This is a genomic window from Okeania sp. (genome assembly GCF_983059655.1).
The window spans coordinates 1-6,734 of record NZ_CEZPJD010000421.1; the positions used below are offsets into that span (position 1 = coordinate 1).

5 protein-coding genes and 1 pseudogene are annotated in these 6,734 nt (G+C 34.1%); 3 read left to right on the forward strand and 3 right to left on the reverse strand.

Features of this window, described 5'->3' with window-relative positions:
* Positions 1-113: pseudogene (locus AC3DU7_RS20830) on the forward strand (mannose-1-phosphate guanylyltransferase); the annotation flags it as partial.
* 197 nt (positions 114-310) lie between these two features.
* On the opposite strand, the gene AC3DU7_RS20835 reads toward AC3DU7_RS20830, so the two are convergent.
* Together AC3DU7_RS20835 and AC3DU7_RS20840 are read right to left on the reverse strand one after the other, a co-directional pair.
* Positions 311-886, reverse strand: a complete 576-nt coding sequence (locus tag AC3DU7_RS20835) for a Uma2 family endonuclease (RefSeq protein ID WP_488041215.1) — start codon at positions 884-886, stop codon at positions 311-313.
* A gap of 134 nt (positions 887-1,020) precedes the next feature.
* Complete coding sequence (locus AC3DU7_RS20840; RefSeq protein ID WP_488041216.1) at positions 1,021-3,363, reverse strand: pentapeptide repeat-containing protein; 2,343 nt, start codon at positions 3,361-3,363, stop codon at positions 1,021-1,023.
* Positions 3,364-4,103: 740 nt separating this feature from the next.
* Here AC3DU7_RS20840 and AC3DU7_RS20845 point away from each other — a divergent pair.
* Positions 4,104-4,241, forward strand: a complete 138-nt coding sequence (locus AC3DU7_RS20845) for a hypothetical protein (RefSeq protein ID WP_488041217.1) — start codon at positions 4,104-4,106, stop codon at positions 4,239-4,241.
* 530 nt (positions 4,242-4,771) lie between these two features.
* Positions 4,772-5,731, forward strand: coding sequence for an MDR/zinc-dependent alcohol dehydrogenase-like family protein (locus tag AC3DU7_RS20850; protein ID WP_488041218.1), 960 nt, complete (start codon positions 4,772-4,774; stop codon positions 5,729-5,731).
* 255 nt (positions 5,732-5,986) lie between these two features.
* On the opposite strand, the gene AC3DU7_RS20855 is transcribed toward AC3DU7_RS20850, so the two are convergent.
* Positions 5,987-6,286 carry a hypothetical protein gene (locus AC3DU7_RS20855; RefSeq protein ID WP_488041219.1) on the reverse strand — a complete coding sequence of 100 codons (300 nt, stop codon included), beginning with the start codon at positions 6,284-6,286 and terminating at the stop codon, positions 5,987-5,989.
* Between the last annotated feature and the right edge of the window lie 448 nt (positions 6,287-6,734).

Below are 6,734 nucleotides of genomic sequence, written 5' to 3' on the forward strand. Positions count from 1 at the left end.
TTGTTGTTAGGGATGGGAATGTGACTTTGATTGTGAAAAAGGAGCGGTCTCAGGATATTAAGCAAGTTTTGAAGAGTTTGGCTAATCATCCTAAGTTTAAGGATTTATTGTAAAGGAGGAAGGAAGAAGCAAGAAGCAAGAAGCAAGAAGTATTTCTAGTTGTAGGAGTTTAGCTACTAACTCCTTACTTAGCGTCAAATTGACTATTGAAACATGGGCAATAAATAGGTATTTCAACACCTTATTTATTGTTTTTTTTTGGCTTTGTTGCTGTTAAGTTTGTTGTATGGCTTATTCATTATCACTACTTCTACAAAATATCTGACAAATCTAAAACAAATCCAGGAAGAATATTTTCCCCAGATAAATTTGTTGGATTTTTGATAATTTCCAAAGTTTGATTAGGCCGATAAATTTCTACCTGCTGATTTTTTCGGTCAATTAACCAGCCTAATTTTACCCCGTTATCTAAATATTCTTGCATTTTTTCTTGCAGCTTATTCAAACCATCACTTTTTGAACGTAATTCAACCACAAAATCAGGGCATAAAGGAATAAACTTTTCCTTTTGTTCGACGGTTAAATTATCCCATCTTTCTTGTTCAATCCAAGCCGCATCAGGAGAGCGGTCTGCACCATTAGGAAGTGTAAAACCAGTGGAAGAATCAAAAGCTACTCCCAATTTATTTTGTTTATTCCAAATTCCTAATTGTACAGCAAGTTCAAAGTTTCTTTTACCTGTTTCTCCGCCAGTGGGTGGCATAATAATTAATTCTCCTTTTACTGTACGCTCAAATTGATAATCTGGATGATTTTGACATAGTTGAAAAAATTGTTCGTTTGTAAATTCAATAATTTTGTTGAGGTTTAATTTAATAGTATCCATAATTTTAATTTTCCAATCTTATAGCTATAAATTATAGTAGTCGAAGGAAAAGGTGCAGATATATCAAGCGCCCGATTTTTCCTTTAAGTTCCATATTTCTTTCTAATTATCCTAAAATCCTACTGGACATGATATTAAGGCTCAACCCAACCTTGAACTCCTGCAACTAAAACATTAACAACTGGATGGTCGAGAGCTTCTTTAAATGCTTCTGTTCCTGCTCCTTTCAATACTCCAATAACTCGTTGTTTGAGGGTAGGATTCTTCTCGACTACTTCAATAGTTTGAGCAGCTAAAACCATTTGACCTGTTGTAGTTTCTGTAGAGTTGGGTTGTTCTAATCTTTGGATAATTTTTTTGAGTTCTGCCACTACTTCATCTAAATTTTGTTGTTCAGAACTTGGAGAAATTTGACTTTGCTTGAATGAGGTATTGTTACTTTGAGTTGTTGTGTTATTTTGTCCGCTAATACTCTGATTATTTTCATTAATTGTAGGGGCAATTTTTGAGCTTTCAATTCCCCCCTTGTTGCTAGCTAAACCATGATTTTTTTTTATATTAAATTGATCGCCTGACATGATTGAATTTCCTTGATTTTGATTAATTTGAATTGGTTGACTTGTTATACGTCCAATAATTTTATCTAATCTGGTATTTTCTCTTTTGTAAGATTCTATATCTTTATCCTTAAGATTTAATTCTTGACGATATTGTTGTTCCTTAAGTTTTAACTGTTTTTTGTATTTAGCTTTAAATGACCTTTCAATTTTGCCTTTGTCTAGTTCGGGTGAAGCTTCAATTCTGATAACAAAAGTTCCATCTCCTTTATCCTCAATTGCTGAAATGGGTAAAGTATTTTTCCCTGCTTCAATTTTTAATTGTTCATAGGAGATTATAAATGCTTTCCAATCAATACCGTTACTAAATATTAAATCAACTGTTTCTTGGGATTTTCTAATTAATTTCTCGAAATGTCCAGGAGCAAAATAAGTATCTTCTTGATGTGGGCGACGTTCTTCAAAAACATACTTTTTTTGTTTTTCATTCCAAGTTGATTTCAAGAATATATAGTCACATTTTACATTTTTGAGATTAGTTTCTTTGTTAATATGCCAATCTTCTATACAAGCACCTGTTAAATTTGCTTCTTCAAAGTTGGCTTTTATAGCTATAGATTCTTTTAAGTTTGCTCCATTAAGATTTGCTCCACTCAAGTTAGTTTCTACTATTTGAGCTTTTACAAGTTCAGCACCACTAAGATTAGCTCTAGTGATATCAGCTCGATCTAAAAGTGTTTCTTGTAACTTGGCATTAAAAAGAGTAGCTTCTTTTAGATTAGATAATCTTAGGTTAGTTTTGATGAAACTGATATTGGTTAAATTTATACCTTGAAAATTAAATTCTTGTAAGTTAAAAGAATTGAAGTTCTGGTTTTCACCACCTATGTTAACTAGCTTTCTAATTTTTGCATCTATTAGATAAGTTCCTCCTGCTTGAATATTATCTAGTTTAGTATTTTTCCATGAGGTACGAGTTATATTCGCCCCCATAAAATCTGTATTTTTGAGGATAGCGTTAGTAAAATTACTATCAGTTAAGTTTGCTTCTCTGAAGCAAGTTTCACCTATAGTAACAAATGAATTAGCTATGCTACGAATTAGGCCATATTTTTCATCTCCTTTAAATGCTCGACGAGAAATGTAAATACTTAGACATATTTGAACTACATCAAAAGGAAAGGTTATACTTTCTTTAAAGTAGGGTAACGGTAATAATAAATATATGGCTGTAAAAAAAGCCAAGAAATAAGCTATTCTATTCCTGGTTAAGTAGTCAAAAGCTAATGTCAAAAGGAAGAAAAAAACTGGAAATAAGATTGAAGTGAATTTTAAAGTTATGTATGTGGGTAATGGCGTGATATCTTTCCCTAAAATTATTACATACAAGAAATATACGAATAATAGAAATAGTGAGTGTGAGCGTAAGCGTAAAGTCAAGAATGAGAGTACACTGGAGCCAATAGTTGATAAGCTTAAAGCTATGCCAAAAGCTCCGGTAAAAATTATAAGACAACCCAAAGTAGAGGCTTTAATCCCCTTAAAAATAATTGTTGTCCAAAATATAAAAACTACAATTACGGTTATCCAGTAACCAATTTTATCTTGATTACCTATATAAAATGGTGATATAAAATATGAAATTAATATAGTAAAAGAAAAAGAAATTTTTATTAAAACAATAACACAGGAAATTGTAACTAAAACCCAAAGCTTTCCTAACCCTGCTTTAGCTCCACAAAACTTAGCCCCAGTTAGATTTGCCCCACGAAAATTAGTACTCTGAATATCAGCAAAACTAAAATCTGCACCAGACAAATCTTCTCCTTGGAAAGACAAACCCCTAAGATTGGCACCTTGGAAATTCCGTTTTCCTTGTTGATATTGCCACAATACTTTATGAGCTTTTTTCCTTAACATACTTTATTGATGTCCTCACCAAATTGCGCTTTATCTGTAGTAATAAAAAATTTTACCCAAAGTACCCCAAAAGCTAATATCGACACAACAGAATCTTAACTTCCTTTTCTATTTCCATATCTTTTATCGCCTCCCACTCAGCTTGAAGCACAGCAATAAACCCTTGAGGTATAACTCAAACCCAAAGCATTTTTCAGAACATCATCATTACTGAAGTGAGCGATATTACTAAGGTAAGCGATCGCCTCATCTTTTTAATGCCATTCTTTAATATTAGCTCTAGAGAAATTTAGAAAAGTGTTGCTTAATCTATGGAAATATTAAATTTGATTTGAAATAACTTTTTGTTGCTGTGGAAAAATTAGGTTTGTTTTTCTGCACTTAAACACATTTTGATCTTGAGTGCCAGGAATCAAGTTCTTATTATTTACTATTTGTCAATAGCTGGAATTACTTAGGCATTTATACTTATTCAAAATTTGTTTTTTTGAGGTTATCTAACTCTTCTGAAAATTAGCATATTTGAGATGCAATTAACGTAAATACAAGGTTATAGCCTTCTTGAAAGGGTCTTGTTTTGAATTTAATTATAAAATAGGCATTATATCTCAATGTACAGAGTATGATACAAATCGCTGAAATAACGCAAGTTCGTGAAATATTTTGTAATAATTAGCGAAAAATGAGCATATTTTGATTGGGATAAATAATATTAAAAATTAATTTTATTAGTATAATTTATGTTAAAGGGTGAAAATTTAGTTTTGTTTTTGAAATTAATTTTGCCCTCCCAGGGAGAAAGTAAAACAGAAGATTATGATAATTTTCTGATTACTTTGTCATACTCTAAGTATTTGGAGCGATCGCTCTATTTTTGATTTTTTATCTTTTCAGTGTTAGTAGTGAGTTTTTATGCAATTTCTTTAATTATGGTTTGCGTTTCACTAGTCTTTTTGCTCTTCGTAGTATTCAGTAGTCAGTAGTCAACCCACCCCTAACCCCGACCGTGGAGGAGAAGTCAGGAGAAATGGTGGATTACAGAATATGTAGCTGGAATAATTGTCCCCCAATTTTTCCGCCGTTGCCTGCCAAAATACTAGCTTTATGCAGCTCTTGCCACCGAAAAGCTGTCACTTTTTGAGACAAAAAAATCCTACAACCAATATCAGTCAATGCTTTTGCTGACGCAAAGCTGTCGCTAAGGTATTTATTCAACAAGCCCTAATTAGAGGTAGTAAGTAGGTAGGCACGAAAAAAACTAACTATGTAACAAAAAGTAAAGTAGCTTTTAAACTTCTTCCCTTCTGCCTTCTGGTTTCATCACCATTCAAAAATTTAGTGACACCCAGAAGAAACTACTCGCTAAAATCAAATTAAGCAAACCTACTCAAAAAAGAGAATAGAAATAATGAAAGGAATCTGGCTAGAAAACCAACAACTTCAACTCCGCACCGACCTCCCCACACCCGAACCCCCAGAAGGAGAAGCACTTGTCCGGGTCTTGCGTGCCGGTATCTGTAATACAGACCTAGAACTTCTTAGAGGTTACTACCCCTACAAAGGTATCCTCGGCCATGAATTTGTTGGTGTGGTCGAACAAGGACCCGAAAATTTACTCAATCGACGAGTTGTCGGAGAAATTAATGCTGCTTGTGGTCATTGTCGCTTTTGCTTGAGTAACCAACCCACCCATTGTGAAAATCGGACAGTTTTGGGAATAGTTAACCGCAACGGCGCTTTTGCTGAATATCTCACCTTGCCAGCAAAAAATCTCCATCCGATACCTGAAAATGTCTCAACCGATGAAGCTACATTTACCGAACCAGTAGCAGCAGCATTGGAAATCCAGCAACAGATACAAATTTGTCCGGTAGATAAAGTTTTAGTAGTGGGGGATGGCAAACTTGGACAGTTGGTGGCACAAACTTTAGCTTTAACTGATTGTCAGTTATTGGTTATTGGTCGTCATCGGGAAAAACTGGCAAATTTAGAAGAACGGGGAATTAAAACTGGGTTTGGTGATGCGGTTATTACAGGAGCTTTTGATGTGGCAGTCGAATGTACTGGCAACCCAGAAGGATTTGCGATCGCTCGTCGTGCCCTTCGCCCTTGTGGTATTTTGGTCCTCAAAAGTACTTATGCTGGGAATCTGAGTTTGGATATTTCGTCATTGGTGGTGGATGAAATTACTTTGGTTGGTTCTCGTTGCGGACCTTTTAAACCTGCATTGGAACTTTTATCACAACAGAAGGTTAATGTTAGGCCATTAATCCAAGCTCATTATCCTTTAGAGGCAGGAATTGATGCTTTTGCTCATGCTCAGAAGAAGGGAATATTAAAAGTATTATTGGATATTGGGCAGGAATAAGCTGTTGTTTTTTTGAAATTAAGTTTATATACCTCAAATCAAAAAGCAGCAAGCATCAAAACTATTTCTAGCTATTGCCTAACTCCTCTACTTTCTCGAGCTATTTCAACTAAAAGATATAGCTAAGAAAGAATTGGTGTTTGACTGATGCGGATAGTGAATTTTAGACTAGGACATGTTTTTCCAACTGTTCCCTGTTCCCTGTTTCTTATTCCCTGCTATAGAAAATTAAACATATTGTTTTTTTACCCTTTATTAGGAATTAATCCGGTCATACCAACTCACAGATTTAGGTTTATAGTCAATACAATTAATTGCTTTTTCTGAAAGAGCAGCTTTAGGTTGTACAGGACATTTGAGATGATAATCTCCAGTAAAAAATAGACAATTAGCACAGGGAATTTCGTGCATCTGTTTCGCTCTACGGACAGAATCAACTAGGGCGCCAATTACACTCCAGACAGTTAAAATTATCAATCCCCAAGCAAAGACAAAACAGAGAGGAACCAAAAATGGTTGTATGGCATGAATTACAAAATAAATAAATTGAAACATGGTTATTAATTCATAGCAATGGTTACTATTTCATAACATATAGCAATCCTAGCGTTGCTGGACTATTGTATGATATCAATCTTAACTACTTAGGAGTCAGAAGTCAGGAGGACTGAGTCAGGAGTCAGAAGGGAAGAAAGAAGAGTATTAAGTAGAAAGTTTTTTGGTCGCGTCAGTGGAATAGAGTTCTATCGCGCTCTGATCCGGACAGATATCATACCTCAAATCATCAACGCCCCAATCCTAAATCATTTGTGATAATTTTATTGCTTCGGTGTTTCTCATTCCTTGTTTCTTATTCCCTAAAATCAATATCTCACAACTCAAATAAGACTGCCGTATCACATAAATTTAAACTTAATCCAATTTTTAAGATTATATAAAGTTAAAAGCTTAAGTGATTATAGGATGAAAATATAGAGAATTGTTCACTATAAACAATATAGGA